Origin of the sequence: Nostoc sp., from assembly GCF_036919595.1 — a bacterium.
GTDB lineage: Bacteria > Cyanobacteriota > Cyanobacteriia > Cyanobacteriales > Nostocaceae > Nostoc.
The window spans coordinates 27,673-44,500 of sequence record NZ_JBALCO010000089.1 but is presented as its reverse complement, the minus strand read 5'-3'; the positions used below and the strand labels follow the sequence as shown (position 1 = coordinate 44,500).

Annotated in this window: 13 protein-coding genes; 7 read left to right on the top strand and 6 right to left on the bottom strand. The window is 42.9% G+C overall.

Annotated features, from left to right (window positions below; all coding sequences use genetic code 11):
• Nucleotides 1–146: 146 nt before the first annotated feature.
• The gene (locus V7K21_RS13000) at nucleotides 147–2,786 is read left to right on the top strand and encodes a HEAT repeat domain-containing protein (protein WP_335174803.1); all 2,640 of its coding nucleotides are present in this window, start codon (nucleotides 147–149) and stop codon (nucleotides 2,784–2,786) included.
• Between the two features lie 63 nt (nucleotides 2,787–2,849).
• Nucleotides 2,850–3,032 carry a hypothetical protein gene (locus V7K21_RS12995; RefSeq protein ID WP_335174801.1) on the top strand — a complete coding sequence of 61 codons (183 nt, stop codon included), beginning with the start codon at nucleotides 2,850–2,852 and terminating at the stop codon, nucleotides 3,030–3,032.
• Nucleotides 3,033–3,154: 122 nt separating this feature from the next.
• On the opposite strand, the gene V7K21_RS12990 is transcribed toward V7K21_RS12995, so the two are convergent.
• Complete coding sequence (locus tag V7K21_RS12990; protein ID WP_335174799.1) at nucleotides 3,155–3,463, bottom strand: HigA family addiction module antitoxin; 309 nt, start codon at nucleotides 3,461–3,463, stop codon at nucleotides 3,155–3,157.
• Nucleotides 3,464–3,741: 278 nt separating this feature from the next.
• Between V7K21_RS12990 and V7K21_RS12985 the strand changes: the two genes are divergently transcribed.
• Complete coding sequence (locus V7K21_RS12985; protein WP_335174797.1) at nucleotides 3,742–4,218, top strand: hypothetical protein; 477 nt, start codon at nucleotides 3,742–3,744, stop codon at nucleotides 4,216–4,218.
• 334 nt (nucleotides 4,219–4,552) lie between these two features.
• On the opposite strand, the gene glgB is transcribed toward V7K21_RS12985, so the two are convergent.
• From glgB to V7K21_RS12970, 3 genes are all read right to left on the bottom strand, one after another.
• The gene (glgB, locus tag V7K21_RS12980; protein WP_335174795.1) at nucleotides 4,553–6,844 is read right to left on the bottom strand and encodes a 1,4-alpha-glucan branching enzyme; all 2,292 of its coding nucleotides are present in this window, start codon (nucleotides 6,842–6,844) and stop codon (nucleotides 4,553–4,555) included.
• A gap of 197 nt (nucleotides 6,845–7,041) precedes the next feature.
• Complete coding sequence (locus V7K21_RS12975) at nucleotides 7,042–7,374, bottom strand: hypothetical protein (protein ID WP_335174806.1); 333 nt, start codon at nucleotides 7,372–7,374, stop codon at nucleotides 7,042–7,044.
• Between the two features lie 947 nt (nucleotides 7,375–8,321).
• Entirely contained in the window at nucleotides 8,322–8,588 is a 267-nt protein-coding gene (locus V7K21_RS12970) for a hypothetical protein (protein WP_335174793.1), read from the bottom strand.
• A 495-nt stretch (nucleotides 8,589–9,083) separates the two neighbouring features.
• On the opposite strand from V7K21_RS12970, the gene V7K21_RS12965 reads away from it, so the two are divergent.
• From V7K21_RS12965 to V7K21_RS12950, 4 genes are all read left to right on the top strand, one after another.
• Nucleotides 9,084–9,782, top strand: a complete 699-nt coding sequence (locus V7K21_RS12965; protein WP_335174791.1) for a hypothetical protein — start codon at nucleotides 9,084–9,086, stop codon at nucleotides 9,780–9,782.
• Nucleotides 9,783–10,138: 356 nt separating this feature from the next.
• On the top strand, nucleotides 10,139–11,977 hold the full coding sequence (locus tag V7K21_RS12960) for a peptidoglycan D,D-transpeptidase FtsI family protein (RefSeq protein WP_335174789.1): 1,839 nt from the start codon (nucleotides 10,139–10,141) through the stop codon (nucleotides 11,975–11,977).
• Between the two features lie 304 nt (nucleotides 11,978–12,281).
• Complete coding sequence (locus tag V7K21_RS12955; protein WP_335174787.1) at nucleotides 12,282–13,388, top strand: iron-containing redox enzyme family protein; 1,107 nt, start codon at nucleotides 12,282–12,284, stop codon at nucleotides 13,386–13,388.
• Between the two features lie 221 nt (nucleotides 13,389–13,609).
• Nucleotides 13,610–14,305 (top strand): SAM-dependent methyltransferase, encoded by a 696-nt coding sequence (locus V7K21_RS12950; RefSeq protein ID WP_335174785.1) that lies wholly within the window; start codon nucleotides 13,610–13,612, stop codon nucleotides 14,303–14,305.
• Between the two features lie 305 nt (nucleotides 14,306–14,610).
• Here V7K21_RS12950 and V7K21_RS12945 read toward each other — a convergent pair whose 3' ends face one another.
• Nucleotides 14,611–15,705, bottom strand: coding sequence for a DUF3466 family protein (locus tag V7K21_RS12945; protein ID WP_335174783.1), 1,095 nt, complete (start codon nucleotides 15,703–15,705; stop codon nucleotides 14,611–14,613).
• A 77-nt stretch (nucleotides 15,706–15,782) separates the two neighbouring features.
• The gene (locus V7K21_RS12940) at nucleotides 15,783–16,805 is read right to left on the bottom strand and encodes a glycerophosphodiester phosphodiesterase (protein WP_335174781.1); all 1,023 of its coding nucleotides are present in this window, start codon (nucleotides 16,803–16,805) and stop codon (nucleotides 15,783–15,785) included.
• Between the last annotated feature and the right edge of the window lie 23 nt (nucleotides 16,806–16,828).

Sequence of the window (16,828 nt, the reverse complement as noted above, 5' to 3'; positions counted from 1 at the left end):
AAAATTCATCTTTTGCGATCGCGCTTGGCGGGTGCTTGCACCATCGCTCAATTGAGAGCATCCCCAAACATGATCACCAAAAGTGGACAAGACCCTTAAATTGGGCTAGGAGTCCTCTGAATAATTCTTTTTCTCTACCGATTCCTGTGCTGATTGAGTTACGCACTTATATGCGGCGGCGGGAGGATAAAGAATGTGATAATTTTCTCGAATTTTTTCATAAATGTAGTGGTGCGATTTCTCACCTCAACCAACATCAACTGCACGAACAGCTAAAGAGTGGTAAGGCTTTGGTGATGTTCGATGGTTTGGATGAGGTATTTGATCCTGCTCAACGAGAAGATGTAATTACTGATATTCATCGTTTCACTAATGAATATCGTGATGTGCAGGTTATTGTCACTTCTCGCGTGATTGGCTACAAACCGCAACGTTTGCGGGATGCTGAGTTTCACCACTTTATATTGCAAGATTTAGAACCAGAACAAATTCAGGATTTTATTTACCGCTGGCATGAGTTAACTTTTATCGATACTGCGGATAAAGTTAGAAAACGGGAACGGCTGCAAATCGGGATTAAGACTTCACAATCTATTGCAGAACTAGCAGGAAATCCTCTGTTGTTGACGATGATGGCGATTCTGAATCGGAATCAGGAATTGCCAAGAGATAGAGCCGAACTTTATAATCAAGCATCGCGGGTACTGCTGCATCAATGGGATGTGGAACGTGCTTTGCAAGAAGACAAGAGGTTAGATCCTAAAATTATTCATTATAAAGATAAGCAAGCAATGTTGCGTCAGGTTGCCTATCATATGCAAATCGGCGATAAAGGTTTGGCTGGCAATTTGATTAGTGTAGGTGATTTAGAGAAGATTTTGACTGACTATTTCAAAAGTCTAGAAATCACTCAAGCTAGAGAAATTGCGCGGGTGATGATTAATCAACTGCGGACTCGCAATTTTATTTTATGTTTCTTGGGTGCAGATTACTATGCCTTCGTGCATCGGACTTTTTTAGAATATTTCTGTGCTTGGGAGTTTGTCTGGCAGTTTGAGAAGGAACGCAGCATTACAATTGAGGATCTCAAAACTGAAGTTTTTGGCAAACACTGGCAAGATGAAACTTGGCATGAGGTATTGCTGTTAATTGCGGGAATGATTGATGTTAAGTTTGTTGGTGAAATTCTTGAGTACTTGATGAAGCAAGATGGCGAAGAGGAAAAGTTTATCAACTTGTTTTTAGCTGCTAAGTGTCTTGCAGAAGTGAGAAATCGCTCGGTGATTGCGTCAGTGGCTAATAAATTGCTTAATAAGCTACAAGACTTAACTAAATATGACCTCTGGTATTATTATAGACCAATAGGAAATTACAAAGAAACTATACTAGTTATAAAAATTCGCACTCAAGCAATTGCAATAGTCACTGCAATTTGGAAAGACAACCGTGAGACTTTACACTGGCTCAAAGACTGCACCACTGCTGAGAATCATCGGCATGTGCGAGGTGCAGCCATCGAAGCATTAGCCAGTAATTTCAAAGAAGACCCAGACATTTGCTCGTTTCTAAAACACTACGCCACTGCCGATAATGAATGGTATGTGCAAGATACACTCATGGAAGCATTAGCCAGTAATTTCAAAGAAGACCTGGACACCCACTCCTTTCTCAAAGACCACACCACTGCTGATAATCATGAGGATGTGCGAGAAGCAGCCATCAAAGCATTAGCCAGCAATTTCAAAGAAGACCCGGACACCCGCTCGATTTTCAAAGACCGCGCCACTGCTGATAATCATGAGTTTGTGCGAGGTGCAGCCATCCGAGCATTAGCCAGCAATTTTAAAGATGACCCAGACACCCACTCGATTCTCAAAGACCGCGCCACTGCTGATAATCATGAGTTTGTGCGAGAAGCAGCCATCGATGCATTAGCCAGCAATTTCAAAGATGACCCGGACACCCACTCGATTCTCAAAGACCGCGCCACTGCTGATAATCATGAGTATGTGCGAGGTGCAGCCATCCGAGTATTAGCCAGCAATTTCAAAGATGACCCGGACACCCACTCGTTTCTCAAAGACCACGCCACTGCTGATAATCATGAGTTTGTGCGAGGTGCAGCCATCCGAGCATTAGCCAGCAATTTCAAAGAAGACCCGGACACCCGCTCGATTCTCAAAGACCGCGCCACTGCTGATAATCATGAGTTTATGCGACGTGCAGCCATCCATGCATTAGCTAGCAATTTTAAAGATGACCCGGACACCCACTCGTTTCTCAAAGACCGCGCCACTGCTGATAATCATGAGTATGTGCGAAGTGCAGCCATCCGAGCATTAACTAGTAATTTCCCTGATAACCTTGATACCTGCTCGTTTTTCAAAGACCGCGCCACTGCTGATAATCATGGGTATGTGCAAGGTGCAGCTATCGAAGCATTAGCCAGCAATTTCAAAGATGACCCAGACACCTGCTCGATTTTCAAAGACCGGGCCACTGATAATCATGAGTATGTGCGACGTGCAGCCATCGAAGCATTAGCTAAATACTTCAGAAATCAGCCTGAGTTGTTTGAAATTTACTACAACTGCGTTGTCAATGACCCCTTTGAGCGTAAGCAAGACAATGAAACCAATCCTCGGCGGGTTGCGCTGGAGATAATTATCAAGCAATTTCCTCAACACTCCCAGACTTTACCACTGTTGCACGACAAAGCAGAGAATGACCCAGATGAGGAAGTGCGAAACTTTGCTCAAGAGAAGTTGGCAGAATTTGAGAAGTAAAAGAGTTTCAAAAATATGAACAACACAGAAGTTCGTCAATAAATCGACCAATATCTAGATAGATTGTCTTCAGAACGCCTACAACTGGTTGCTGACTTCTTAGCTTATTTAGCAGATAAAGAAAGTGAAGACGCTACCCAAGAGTTAGTTGATATTCCTGGATTTATTGAATCTTTCGAGAGGGGTAAAAAAGATGTTGCTGAGGGTCGGGTAAAAACTTGGAGAACGATTCGGTCTGATGTATAGCCTTATTTTATCTGCTGAAGCAGAGGAGATTTATGCTTTTGCAAACCAAGCTTTAGCCAAAAAGATTGCTAAGTGCTTTGAGCAACTGAAACCTACAAGATTTAAAATTTTACTTGACAAACTCAAGTTACATCATTAAACGAAAGTGTCGGTATTTGATTATAAACTTCTGCATTTTCTTCAAGAGCTTGACGGATATCGTATTGCGTTTGTAAATTTAACCAAAACTGAGCGCTGTTACCAAAATAGCGAGATAAACGCAAAGCTGTATCTGCTGTAATAGTGCGTTTTCCAGAGAAAATTTCACTAATTCTTGTTTGAGCTACACCTATATCTTTGCTTAATCGATAAGGGGTGATATTTAATGGCTCTAAAAATTCTAGTTGTAGGATTTCTCCAGGGTAGATATTTGGCAGACGGTTCTTGTTCATGATTATTTCCAAGCGTCAGTAGTAATCTACTATTTCAACTTCCGAAAAAGTAGCATAACTCCAAAAGAGCGTAGTTTACCGCCGTAGGCATCGCTCAACATCTACCCAAATAATCCTAAGTTATACTTTATTGGTTTAACCAACAGCATAGTCTGTTCAATAATCTCTTCAGAAGATGTGCGTAAGCGTAGCCCGTTGTAGACATCGCATTTACTCTGGGAATCATATACTTTGCCAATATTGCTACTAACTCTTTAGTATCCCCAGGTAATTATACGATGGCTTATCAAAAGATTGCAGGCACTCTTTCGCCAGAAGATATCCAAGAAATTAAAGCAGCGCTACAAATAATCGAACAAAAGATGCCCTTTCTGATTGCTTTAACTGCCCAAGAACGCCGCAAGTTATTCAAAATGGGCGATAAAAGCCTAGCCTTTGTGAACAATAGCGTCAACGCTGCTCAGTCTAACCGTGAGATTTTCCCAGCCAGCTTTGACATTGAGGAATTTATCCGGGATTATCAACTAGCCACCACACTCAGCGAACTTTTAATCTCAATGCGGCAACTCACCGAACGAATAGATGATACGCTATTGGCAGTCGGTAGCGAAGCGATGCTCGGCAGTTTGACAGTTTATGATTACGTCAAGACAGCAGCGAAAAAGACTCCAGGCTTAAAGACTGTAGCAGAACTGTTGAGCGATCGTTTTAAAGCTATTAGTATAGGCAGAGCAGCAAAAACTTCCGGCTCTTGAGAAATTAATACTCATCAATGAGTCTTTTAGCTTTGTTCATCCACCTTTGATACTCATTAACGAGTGTTTGAACTGGATTCATCCACCTTTGATACTTATTAATGAGTCTTTTAGCTTTGTTCATCCACCTTTGATACTCATTAATGAGTCTTTTAGCTTTGTTCATCCACCTTTGATACTCATTAACGAGTGTTTGAACTAGATTCATCCACCTTTGATACTCGTTAATGAGTCTTTGAAAATTACCAACAAAGAAATTATCCAATCTTGTGGGGTGGACATCTTGTCCGCCCTTAATTAAGAGCGGGCTAGACTAGACGCCCACCCTTAATTGTTATTGCAATGCCTCAGCAGTCTTCTCCTTATCCAACTTGAGAATCAGCACACCCAAAGGTGGCAAACACAAATCCAGCGAATAGGGATGACTGTGCAAAGACCAATCATCCGTCCACTTACCACCTAAGTTGCCCATATTGCTGCCACCATATTTACGCGCATCACTATTGAACAACTCGGTATAAAATCCCTTTTGCGGTACACCGATGCGGTAGTGAGAATGGGGTTGCGGTGTAAAATTGCAAACCACGATCGCAAAATCATCAGAATCCTTGTCACGACGCATGAAGGCAACTACACTATGGCGGTTATCGCTACAGTCAATCCACTCAAACCCCGCTTGGGCAAAATCCTGCGTGTACAAAACTGGTTCAGAACGGTAGAGATGGTTCAAATCGTGGAAAAACGTTTTTAACTGTTGGTGCGACTCATGCTGCAATAAATACCATTGCAAATCTGTCCAATCATTCCACTCACTCCACTGCCCAAACTCCATGCTCATAAACATGGTTTTCTTGCCTGGGTGAGCAAACATGTAGGCAAATAAACAACGCACATTAGCTAACTTCTGCCATGTATCCCCCGGCATTTTACCGATGATATTGCTCTTGCCATGCACTACTTCATCGTGAGACAGGGCCAGCATGAAGTTCTCACTGTGGTTGTACCACATACTAAAGGTGATATTGTTTTGGTGGAACTGACGGAACCAAGGATCCATGTTGAAGTAATCCAGCATATCGTGCATCCAGCCCATATCCCACTTCAAGTTAAAGCCCAATCCGCCTGTGTAGGTGGGCCAAGATACCATTGGCCAGGAAGTCGATTCTTCAGCAATTGAGAGAACACCGGGGAAATAGCTAAAGATAATGTGATTTACCTGACGCAGAAAATCTGCTGCTTCTAGGTTTTCTCTGCCGCCATACTGGTTGGGCAGCCATTCTCCTGGTTCGCGGCAATAGTCGTTATAGAGCATCGAGGCAACAGCATCGACACGAACCCCGTCAATGTGGTACTTATCAAACCAGAAGAGAGCATTTGCTGCGAGGAAATTACTAACTTCATGACGACCGTAATTGAACACCAAAGTACCCCATTCTTTATGTTCACCTTTGCGGGGGTCAGCGTGTTCGTATAGGTGGCTACCATCAAAGAAAGCTAAACCATGTCCATCTTTGGGAAAGTGACCAGGAACCCAATCTACAATTACCCCTATATCATTTTCATGACATTTGTCAATAAAATACATGAAATCTTCGGGGCTGCCAAAACGGGAGGTGGGGGCATAGTACCCAGTTACTTGATAACCCCAAGAACCATCAAAGGGATGCTCCGCAATGGGCAGCAATTCTAGATGGGTGTATCCCAAGTCTTTGACATAGGGAATGAGTTTTTCTGCCAGTTCCCGGTAGGTAAGGAAGCGTGCGCCCGGCTTCAGTCCAGAAACGACAACTACAGGTTCGGTTTCGCCATTTGGCAGTTTAGCAGGTTCAGCACTCGAAGCGTGTAACCAAGAGCCTAAATGCACTTCGTAGACTGAAACTGGCTGGGTAAGGGGGTCAGTGCGACGCCGTTTTACCATCCAGTCTTCGTCATTCCAACTATAAGCATTTAAATCAGTGACAATGGATGCAGTTTTCGGGCGGACTTCCTGCTGGAAACCGTAGGGATCGGATTTCTCGTAAATGTGCCCTTCAAAATTTTTGATTTCATATTTGTAATGCTCTCCCACACCGATTTCAGGAATAAATAATTCCCAAATTCCCGTGGGGCCTTTACGCATCTGGTGTTTGCGCCCATCCCAGAGGTTGAAATCTCCCAGCAATGAAACATTACGGGCGTTGGGTGCCCAAACAGCAAAATAAACGCCCTTAACGCCGCCTATTTCCGTGGGGTGCGCTCCCAGTTTCTCGTAAATCCGGTGATGGTTGCCTTCACTAAATAAATGCAAGTCAAAGTCTGTCAAGTTGGGAGAACGGAAAGCATAAGGGTCATAGGTGACACGCTCATTTTCCCCTTCTTTAATGCGTAACTGGTAGTTTGCCAGTTCTGGAATCTCAATTGTGCATTCAAAAAAATGGGGATGATGCACTGTTTGCATTGGGTATTCCTTGCGTTCTTCAGGAAGAACAACCCATGCTGCACTTGCATTTGGTAGGTAGGCCCGCACAGCCCAGACAGTTTTGCCATCTTGTTCTATGGGATGAGAACCTAGTATTTCAAAGGGATCGTTATGCTGATTCCAAACGATACGGTTAACCTGTTCAGAGGCGATCGTGGTCATGGACATGAGGCTACCTAAATGAAATAACGTGATTGACTAAATCTACTTTTTTCACATCTATATATATTTATATATTCTTTACATTTATTTGCAATTTTCTCGCCACCGTTATCGTACCTCAGAATGAGTGATCAATCTTTTTGGGGTATGGCCCAAATAGGGCATGGGGGAAAGCTCTTGACTTTTGACCCTTAAGTAATTTATCAAAAATTTAAAAATGGGAAAAACTGCAATAATGTTTTACGTAGGCGAAGCAAGAAAATCTGTTCCCGAATTTTGGGGTCTAGTTTAGGTCGCGGGGCTTCTTGCAGCTGCGCTTGCAATTGGACGTATTCAGCAGCTGTTAGGAATTTCCCATCAATAGGCGATCGCGCTTCTATGATAATCTTTGTGCGTAATATTTCTTCTGGTGTGTCCTCTGGTGGTGGTAATGCTATTACCGCTGATCCCCAATGGCTACTTAATCCAACCAACATTGCACTAATTACAATTATACTTAGTAATTTTATCGCCTTTCTCGCTTTAACTCTCCCCATTTCCTGGACTGCGTTCACAACGCAGGATGAAAATCTGTTTTTCCCATGCCCCATGACGCCACTTGCTTTTCCCTACAGCTCTTCTCAAGACAGGAGACGCTGTTGCGTTTGGGCATTTTACGGCAGGCCCTCTCCCAAGTAGAGCAAGTGGCGTAAGACGCTTTTGCTAGCGAAGATCCCTGTAGGAGTACAAGCCGGGAAATCTGGACAATGCAGTGGCTCCCCCATGCCCAATTTTAAAACTAGACATGAGAATTTTTCCAAGAAAAATCTGGCAATATCAAGGGACATTACTAGGTCTCTCGTGATCAGGAATAGACTACAGTAAATGCTTTTGAGCAATTGCCAGCGATCGCAATGAATTATTTTGTCCTCTCAAAACTCAGTAGTCCAAGCCATTCCAAACACAAAATGAGGCAAGTACCTTGCCCACAAGCTCGCTTAGATTTACAGAACTCAACTCCCTTGGACTTGGAACAAGGTTCGGTCAGGTGATAATTTCAGGCAGACACTTGGTTAAAGAGTTAACCCTCATCAACAATATCCTTTTCTGGCTGCCCTACTTAGCTGATATTTGAGCAAACTCTAGGCTTTGATACACCAATAGAAAATATGCAGGTTTTTACGTGAACCTAATTAATTCAAGCTATATGGTAATGAGCGTTATTATTAAGCTGTTTTTGGCATGATTTCAACCAAACAGGACTTACGCAAAAATGGGTAAAAAACTTTATTTATCGTAGACACGTAGTGGCATGCCGCAGGCTACCGCCTTCTCTACCAGACGCTAGGGCAAGGTCTAGCCTCTCCAAAAGTTCACGCTAAAAGCGCCTTCTCTACGAGAGGCTCCGCCAACACCAACGCGGAAGGTCTCGTCGGCACAGCCTCTCGTAGAGAAGAGAAGAATTCATAGAGTGTGCGTAAATCCAACTAAAGCTTACGGTGCCTTATTTAGGACTACTAGTGGGCTTAGTAGTGGAAGTAGCTTTGGGAGTAGCTCCGGGAGTAGCTCCGGGAGTAGCTGCGGGAGTAGCTGCGGGAGTAGTTAGGGGAGTAACGGTAGGGCTAGACCCAGTAGCAGGTGCATCAGTTGGTTCACCTGTAGCAGCTGGAGTACTAGTAGTAGTACCAGCACCATCACCACCGCCTTCACAGGCTCCGAGAATTGTCGCCAGACTTAACATTACAGCCAAACCAAAGATTTTTGTTTTCATAACTCCTCTTTCACCAATTGCGGCTAGAACAATTTTTCACCTGTTGAATACGATACCGTATTTATTGCTTTTTTTTAAATGCTGTGAGATTACATACTTAAAAAACAATCTTTTGGGGTATTTTTTTCAGATTAGGTATCATACAGCCATCTGATTAGTTTCTCTTAACTCAGGAGCAAAACGGAAATTCCCAAATTTTCTAGCAAACCGAGCTACGATAGCAAAAAATTTTATTTTTTTTTACGGAGTATTGCATTTTGCTGCCCCGCATTGCCATACTTTAGGTGCGATATTTAAAGGGCAAGCTGTCCAGTTACTAATCGCTGATTGGAAACATTGCAATATCTAGAGGATGCAAACATTGGTATAGCTACCTATCAGAACAGTTAAAAGGGTGTAGTGTGTTATGTGTGCTTGTTGCACAGAAGGCAATTTTAACCTCAGCAAAAACAGACAATCAATCTAAAGTACAATATTTCCCATCTAAAAAAATTTATGGTAGTTGCTCGTAAATCTGCTGTTTCTACAAGAGGTACTTGGTTCCGGCGAGATTCTATCCTTTCTTTAGGGAGGCGACGTTCTTTGCGTCTGGAGTCAGCAGCACGGAGCGCTTCTACACCCGCTGCTCAAGCTGCACCAGTATTTTCTCAAAGACAACAGCGTTCCTCGAAAAGTTTCGCGGTTTCTCCCACAAATGAGGCAGTTTTGCCCAAATCTGTGAAAGAGTTGGGTAGACAACAACTGCCAAATCTCAATCAGCAGTCGAGTGCGAATCAGAAGAGTCCGAGGGTAGGTTTTCTTCGCCTTCCCATAATGCCTAATTCTGGAGCGGCACCGTTATGGTTGCTGCGCTTGTACATCTTTGATCGTTATTCGTCAGCTTTGGCGTTGTTGTTAGTAACATCGACACTTGCTGTTTATGGCTGGACGGTATATTCTCAAGAGCTTTGGAGTCAGTCATATCGCAGACTGCAAAACCTCCAACGTCATGAGCGGCTGCTAACGACTACTAACGCGACGCTGACAAATAAAATCGCTGATGAAGCAGAACAACCAGCAGCAGGACTGGTATCGCCGACTCCTCAAGGGATGATTTTCTTGCCTCCAGCATCTCATAGTCCGAAGCCAGCATCGTCTAATACAACGCCAAATTCTGAAACACAACAGCAAACACTCTCGCCACTGGGGTATTAAGGTTAGGAGTCATTCAATTTTAGATTTTAGATTTTAGATTTTAAATTTTTCTTTCAATTCCTTCGGGTGACGCTCGTTCCTCGCTAACAGCAGTCACTCATAGGCAGCCACTGCGGTGGACGGGTTAAGAGGCATAAAGGAGGCAGTGCGCCCAAGCGGTTTCCCAACTTGTCCCTTGCGCGTCTCCCCGAATCACATTGGGAGAGGCTAGCGCCGAGGGAGAAGACCGCGCTGCTTCACCAAAATTTCAAAATCTAAAATTGCCACTTGTTAGGAGTCAAAGCTCAAAGTTGAGGGTAACTAACTTTAACCCTTGACTCTTAATTCCGAAAAGCAATTTGCTACTGAGTAGGGCAATGCAAAAATCACCAAACAAAATAAAATTCAGAAAGTTCCGGAATCCGGCATTCACAAGGCGACAGAAGGGTTCTAAACGAGGGTTGTTAGGGACACTTGCCTCTAATATCCAAGACCAAACATCCAATACCAAGTCTCGACTGTTTATAGTCTGGGGCGCACTAATGGCAGCAGGGTTAGGGTTAGGTGTCAACTTGTATAACCTGCAAATTGTCCGAGGGCCAAAGTTAACGGAACAGGCGCGAAATCAGCAAATGGTGAATTTGCGACCTTTTATGCCCCGTCGCCCGGTAGTCGATCGCAATAGTAATTTGTTGGCGATTGACCGTCCTGTATATACTTTATACGCTCATCCCAAGCTATTTGATAAGTCTAATGAAGATATGGCAGAGCGACTTGCCCCAATATTGGCAAAGGATACTGCTGAATTAGTGAAAACTTTCCAAAGCAAAAGAAGCGGAATTATACTTGCCCCAGACTTACCGGAAGAAATGATTGATCGCGTCATCTCTTTGCGCTTAAATGGCTTGGAGTGGATTCAAAAATACTCCCGATATTACCCGGCAGATGATTTGGTTGCTGATGTAGTGGGCTATGTGAATCTTGACCGTCGTGGTCAAGCAGGTGTGGAATACTCTCAAGAGAAGTTGCTAGAACGTCCTGTGCAAACGGTGCAGCTCAGTCGGTCGGGTAATGGGGACTTGATGCCGGATCATGCGCCCGAAGGTTTTCTACATTTTGATGATTTGCAACTGCAACTCACTATCGATACCCGTCTACAACGAATTGCTCGCGTTGCGCTCAAACAACAGATGGAGAAGTTTAACGCCAAACGGGGAGCGGTAATTGTGATGGATGCGTTGGATGGTTCCTTACTGGCCCTCGTTTCTCAGCCTAACTATAACCCTAATGAATACTCTAAAGCTAATATCTCGCTATTTAAAAACTGGACGGTGGCGGATCTTTATGAACCGGGATCGACTTTCAAGCCTTTGAATGTGGCGATCGCTTTGGAAAATGGCGTCATCAAACCAGATGATATGTTTAATGACTCCGGTTCTATTCGAGTAGCTAATTACACTATCAAAAATGCGATGAATAATGCTAATGGGCGAATCAGCATCGCTCAGATTCTGCAATATTCCAGCAACATTGGCATGGTGCAAATTATCCAACGTTTAAAGCCTTCAATCTACTACAACTGGCTAGAACGCTTGGGGCTAGGACAAAAAGTTGATACAGATTTACCTTTTGAAGTTGGCGGTCGGCTCAAAAGTCAAGAAGAATTTATCGCTTCGCCAATTGAACCAGCTACTACTTCCTTTGGACAAGGCTTTTCCATGACACCGTTACAGTTAGTGCAAATGCACGGTGCTTTAGCTAATGGCGGTAAATTGGTCACACCCCATGTAGTTCGGGGGCTGATTGATAGCAAAGGGCAGATGCATGATTCACCCCCTCGCACCATCCCCCGCCAAATTTTCTCAGCTGCAACAACCCAAAAGGTTGTACAAATGATGGAAACTGTTGTTACTGAGGGCAGCGGGAAGGCGGCACAAATTCCGGGATATCGCATTGCTGGTAAAACTGGTACAGCCCAAAAAGCTAGTCCTAATGGCGGCTACATCAAGGGTGCTAGAATGACCAGCTTCGTGGCTATTTTGCCAGTGGAATCTCCTCGCTATGTAGTGTTTGCAGTGGTGGATGAGCCAAAAGGAGAAAGTGCCTATGGTTCTACTGTCGCCGCCCCAATTGTGAAGTCGGTAATCGAAGCCCTGATTCCTCTTGAGGAGATTCCGCCAAGTAAGGAGATTGAGCAACAGACGAAAGCGCCGTAGGCAGGGGGGCATACTTCGACACTTCGGCAAGCTCAGTACATCGCTGCGCTCAGTAACCAGGGGGGCAGAGGAGTGGAGTTTAAAAACTCATTAACGGAGTTCAAAGACTCGTCGGCGAGTATCAAAGACTCATTAACGGAGTTCAAAGACTCGTCAGCGAGTATTAAAGACTCATTCCCAATGTTCTTCTAAACTTAATCTTTCTTTATAACCAGGGAAAGAGGTACAGAAAGCTAGTTATGTGAAAACCTAAGTATTAGAGGTGAAATTAATTTCTCACTTTTGCAAAGCTACTGAAGATTCCATGCAAAGTAATTTAGTTATATTTCCTAACACTGGGGCTGCGAAAAAGAGCACGCAAACAGAAGAAAGGACAATTACCAAGTACGACCGTGCTGAGGAGCAATTTATAGAACTGCTAGCAATGGAGGATCTGGACAATCAACTGGATCTAAAACCTGCAAGAGCTAATGAGTTTGAACAGACGCTCTCTATAGCAATTCACGCCGCCTATAAAAACGATCGCTCTGATGAACAGGCTCACCGTTTTCTCCAGCGGATACTTTATCGAATTAATCGACTAAAGCTGTTTTGGTACGACGATTTGCGGCACTATACCAATGAGCGATCGCCTTACTTGTACTCATGTCGTGACCAAATTGAAGCTGCTTGGCAAAAGTGGGAACTGGCACAAATCGATGTGGCTGCACTGCAAAAATTAGATGTAAAACAAGCTTTGATTGAGCGTGCATCTGCCGATTTAAATCCGCCTTTATCGGAGAGTAGTCGCTACATTCGTGAGGAAATGACTGAAGCTGGCTATCGTCACTTACTGGCGATCGGCTCCTTTGATGGCTTGGTAGAAGGTAGTCGTCTTTGCTACGTATTAGGTGGTGCTGCTAATGAAATGCAATGTACGCTGGTACGAGTATTATTAGAAGAATACGGTAATGGTCGTTTATCTCGCAAGCACTCGACATTTTTTGCTCAAATGCTGGCTGAGTTTGGGATGAACACCGAACCAGAAGGATATTTTGATTTAGTACCTTGGGAAGTTTTAGCTTGCGCTAATCATAGCTTTCTGACCACTGATCGCAAACGCTATTTCCTCCGTTATAGTGGCGGATTGACTTATTTTGAGGTGGCTGGGCCTGCGGCTTACAGAAACTATCTGGTAGCGGCGCAACGACTGGGACTCTCAGAGGCGGCGATGGGTTATTGGGAACTGCACATCAAAGAAGATGAACGCCACGGCCGTTGGATGTTGGATGATGTGGCTTTGCCTTTGGCAGAACGATATCCCAATGATGCATGGGAATTAGTGCTTGGGTATGACCAGGAAAAACTAATGGGCGATCGCGCGGCTGGTGCTGTTTTGCGATCAATACGTGAAGCAGAACAAGCCGCCTGACTCATCTAAGAAATATCAAAAATTAGAAATGAAAAATGCCAGAAAGAATCTGCCATTTTTAATTTCACTTTTCTAAACCATTCTATTGCAAATCCACTTACAACCCAATTTATTTAGTGAGAATTCTTTACTAAAGAAACGGTTATTTATTGCCTTGAAATTAAGGTATTAAATAACCCCTTGTTAGATTGATTATACCTTACACATTGAATTGCAGTCAAATGAAAGATATCTTTTTTTGTCCTGAAGAATCTAATTTCTACTCAAACTGCTTAGAAAGCTTTGTGATCAGAAATTGTAAAAATTCCGAATCTATTGTGGAGTTTGGTTCAGGAGATGGTAGTCCTGTAATTAATTCCTTATTAAGAAACAAGTTTAATGGTCTAATTCAGGGATTTGAATTAAATACTTCTGCATGGAAAGTCGCCAATTCAACCATCGATGAATATAATCTCACTAATAAATACGTAATCCATAATTCATCTTTGTTTAATTCTTCTCAACTTGATGCAGAGTATCTTGTAGCAAATCCACCATATCTCCCCGCACCAAATAATGATATTTATATGCCACTCTTATTTGGGGGTGTAGATGGAGCCACAGTTACCAATGAGCTTTTGTCGTTAGATTATGAAAATGTGTTGGTTTTAATATCTAGCTTTTCTAATCCCATAAGTACGCTGAACCTAGCAAAAGAAAATGGATATTGTGTTCAAAAGTTCATGGTGTTACCTCTGGAGTTTGGCTACTATAGCTCTGATCCTAAGGTAAAGAAACATATAGAAGAACTCCGAAAAAATAAAATGGCCTTTTATTCTGGCGATTATTATTTTTTAGCTGGCGTCTTATTTAAAAAATGCCAGGAGCCTGTAGTAGATTTATCTAATCAATTAGCTCAGGTGATAACTAGTTTGTGAAAATTGAGAACAACTTCCCAGTTTTGTCTCTAGTAAATAGTGAATTTTTCTAAATGTCAACCGCCTATGTATATACTTAGCAATACCTTTTAAACATGATTCAGTTACTAAATCTGCATAGGTGCGACGCTAAATAGCCCGTCGTAGACATCGCTTTTCACTTTTAGTTTTAGAGCCAGTGCGTAAACGTATTTTGCAGCAAGCATCGCGTATTTCTCCTTAGCGTTTTGCAGGAAGGGGAATTACGCGATATTAAATAAATTCATATTCTCAAGTAATCACTTTGTTTACCTGAAGTTATTGCATTAACTTGTTTGTTGTATGGCTGCACTGCTAGAGTGACCTTTTCGCTTGAGTGCTGCAAATAAAGTTACAATAGCACCGAACGACAAAATAGGAACGCCTGAAGTTGGTTCAGCTACAGAGACAGATGAGGTTGGTGTCAAGAGAAACGCGTGTAATTCACCATTAACTGCACCACGACCAACAATTTGTCCATTATTATTAATAGCAGATGCTGCTGTCAAAGTAAAGCCAGGGTCTGAACCAGGAGCAATTAGGTCATTCAGGTCGTACAGAGTGTTATCACTATAAAGAAAAGCCCGCAAACCATTGCCATTTGCTGCATAAAAGTCATGGTTAGTGCCAGAAAACCCGACTACTTGACCTAAATTATTGATCCCCAAACCAGCACTGAACAAATCTGTAGGACGTAACCTACCGAGGTTTTCGAGTCCCGTGCTGGAACTGTACAGAAAAGCACGACCATCATCTATTCCAGTGAGTCCAGAACTACCTACTACTTGTCCTGAGTCATTAATATCATTTGCCACGCTGTACGCGTCACCTGGCAAAGTTCCCAAATTAGTAGTTTGGCCGTTTTCGTACAGAAAACCTGTGTTTGAACTGAGAAGACCTACTACTTGTCCCAAGTTATTTAAACCGTAGGCAACAGTGCCAGGAGTTCCTATACTGGTTGCTGTACCATTACTGTATAAAAAAGGACCAAGTCCGCTTGCTCCCCCTACTATTTGGGTGCGATCGTTAATCGCATAAGGAATAGCGTATTGGATAGAGAGGGGTTGGGTGATGCCATTGCTGTATAGGAAAGGGTTATTTAGATTAAACTTATTCCTACCAACCGAATTACCAACTACTTGCCCCAAGTTATTGATACCAGTTACTGCAAGTTGATTATCGCCAGGCAGGGGACTAATTTTTTTAAGTAAACCGTTGCTGTAAAAAAAAGAACTCGTCAAAGAATTAATGACTACCTCACCTGAGTCATTGATGCCTGTAGCATAAGTGAAGGCTTGTCCCGTAAGAGCGCCTAAGTCAGTAACTGAGTATAGAGATGCCGCCAATACCGACTTGGATGCAGTAAGACTGATTGCGGTCAAGGTTATTGTTGTTATACAGGATTTCCACTTAAGTAAAAGCATGTGACTTTTCCATGATTTTTTATTACTCTACTAAATTACCACTGGACAGTAGAGTAAAAACCTGCCGTATCTGGGTAGTCGCTAAATACGCCATCAACACCTAAGCTGAAAAATAGTTCATATTCCCCTTGGGGATTTCCTTGAAAGTCCAATGGCAAAAAGCAGTCTTCATTGCGGAAAGTCCAGACATGAACCAGCAAACCAGCCGCATGAGCATCGGTGACTAAAGATGTAGGCGATATCTGGCGACAAACCGCTCCGCGTCTACGCAATTTACCACTACTATCTCTAGGAACCAGCAAATTTTTATGAACCCCAATCGCCTGTGCATATTTAGCAATCTCCCTTAAACCTGATGCAGTTGCTAAATCTGCATAGGTGCGTTCATTGCCACTAACTATAAAATCATCAGGTTTACCACTGTTATTCAGCAATTGCACCAGAGGTAAATCAGTCTTTGTAGATAAATCTTGTAAATTACTCACTTCAAAAGACTGAATAAAAACAGGTGCATTGGCTCCCTGATAACCGTTGGCTGTCAAAGTTGTAAGTAGGGGTGCTTCTAAGGCTAACCCAATAGATTTAAAGTAAGTTGGGTGTTTAGTTTCTGGGTAAATACCGATCGCCCGATTAATTTCGGCACTTTTAGTTTTAGCTAAATCGATGATTTCTTGCAGCGTCGGAATTTCTAAGAGTCCATCATAGGCGGTATTTTGCGATCGCACTTGAGGAATTCGCTCTTTGGCTCGTAGTCTTTTCAGTTCTGCTAAGGTAAAATCTTCAGTAAACCAGCCTGTTTTTGATTCGCCATCAATTATTTTAGTGGTTTGACGGTGAGCATATTCTGCATAGCTAGCAACGTCGGTGGTTTCAGAAATCTCATTTTCGTGACGAGCAATTAAAACACCGTCTTTAGTGGAAACTAAATCAGGTTCAATATAGTCAGCCCCAAGTGCGATCGCTAATTCATAAGCAGCTAAAGTGTGTTCTGGACGATAGCCGCTAGCACCTCGGTGAGCAATGATAATTGGCGGTTTACCTGTAAAATTTTTAACCATGATTGCGTGCCATTTGTAATTTT

Bases quoted from the DNA above. Each gene is read 5' to 3' on its own strand.
- V7K21_RS12990 (WP_335174799.1), bottom strand. From the start codon at position 3,463: ATGAACAAGAACCGTCTGCCAAATATCTACCCTGGAGAAATCCTACAA.
- V7K21_RS12985 (WP_335174797.1), top strand. From the start codon at position 3,742: ATGGCTTATCAAAAGATTGCAGGCACTCTTTCGCCAGAAGATATCCAA.
- glgB (WP_335174795.1), bottom strand. From the start codon at position 6,844: ATGTCCATGACCACGATCGCCTCTGAACAGGTTAACCGTATCGTTTGG.
- V7K21_RS12975 (WP_335174806.1), bottom strand. From the start codon at position 7,374: ATGGGGAGAGTTAAAGCGAGAAAGGCGATAAAATTACTAAGTATAATT.
- V7K21_RS12970 (WP_335174793.1), bottom strand. From the start codon at position 8,588: ATGAAAACAAAAATCTTTGGTTTGGCTGTAATGTTAAGTCTGGCGACA.
- V7K21_RS12965 (WP_335174791.1), top strand. From the start codon at position 9,084: ATGGTAGTTGCTCGTAAATCTGCTGTTTCTACAAGAGGTACTTGGTTC.
- V7K21_RS12960 (WP_335174789.1), top strand. From the start codon at position 10,139: ATGCAAAAATCACCAAACAAAATAAAATTCAGAAAGTTCCGGAATCCG.
- V7K21_RS12955 (WP_335174787.1), top strand. From the start codon at position 12,282: ATGCAAAGTAATTTAGTTATATTTCCTAACACTGGGGCTGCGAAAAAG.
- V7K21_RS12950 (WP_335174785.1), top strand. From the start codon at position 13,610: ATGAAAGATATCTTTTTTTGTCCTGAAGAATCTAATTTCTACTCAAAC.
- V7K21_RS12940 (WP_335174781.1), bottom strand. From the start codon at position 16,805: ATGGTTAAAAATTTTACAGGTAAACCGCCAATTATCATTGCTCACCGA.